Source organism: Corallococcus sp. AB049A (assembly GCF_003668885.1).
GTDB classification, from domain to species: Bacteria; Myxococcota; Myxococcia; order Myxococcales; family Myxococcaceae; genus Corallococcus; species Corallococcus interemptor.
This window is the reverse complement of sequence record NZ_RAWL01000839.1, coordinates 1-911: the sequence shown is the minus strand read 5'-3', so window position 1 is coordinate 911 and position 911 is coordinate 1. Positions and strand designations below refer to the sequence as shown.

The 911-nt window shown below is 74.0% G+C and carries 1 protein-coding gene; it reads left to right on the top strand.

Annotated features, from left to right (window positions below; translation table 11 throughout):
- On the top strand, positions 1–911 hold a 911-nt coding region (locus tag D7X55_RS39790; RefSeq protein WP_199747358.1), incomplete at both ends, for an OPT/YSL family transporter.

Here is a 911-nt window from a genome sequence, read left to right as displayed (position 1 = left end):
GCGGGTGACGGCGTCCATGTGGCTGGGAGCGCTCGTCGTCCATGGCGTCGTCGCGCCCCGGTTGATGGCGGCGGGCGTGGTGGCTCCGGAGGGGGATTTCCTGGCGTGGGCGCTGTGGCCGGGCGCCGCGGCGCTCACCACCGCGTCGCTGTTGCAGTTCGCGCTCCAGGCCCGCGTGTGGGGCCGGGCGCTGCGAGGGCTTCGCGGGCCTCGCCAGGCGCCGCATCCCATTGAAGCGCTCCAGGTGCCGGGGCGGTGGTGGGTGGCGGGGATGCTGGTGTTGACGCCCGCGACGGTGGCGCTGGCGCGAGTGGGCTTCGACGTGCCGGTGCCGCACGCGCTGCTCGCGGTGGCGTTGTCGTTCGTGCTGTGCCTCATCTCCTGCCGCGTCACCGGGGAGACGGACGTGAGCCCCGTGGGCGCGTTGGGGCAGGTGACGCAGCTCACGTATGGCGTGCTGCTGCCCGGGGACGTGCGGGCGAACCTGGCGACGGCGGGCATCACGGTCAACGCGGCGTCGTCGTCCGCGGATCTGCTCACGGACCTGAAGGCGGGGCACCTGTTGGGCGCGAATCCTCGCCGCGTGTTCGTGGCGCAGCTGGTGGGGTGTGTCGTGGGGGCGCTGGTGGTGGTGCCGCTGTTCTACCTGCTGGTGCCGGAGCCGTCGGTGTTGGGCTCGGAGCGCTTTCCGGCACCGGCCGCGACGGTGACGGCGGGCGTGGCGCGGGTGCTGGCGTCGGGGCTGGATGCCGTCTCCGCGGACTTGCGCCTGGCGATGGCGTGGGCCGCTGGAGCGGCGGCGATCCTCACGCTGGGGGAGCAGGCGTTGCCGGAGCGCTTCCGCCGCTGGATGCCCTCCGCGGTGGGCATGGGGCTCGCTTGTCTGCTGCCGGCCTCCACGTGCCTGGGGT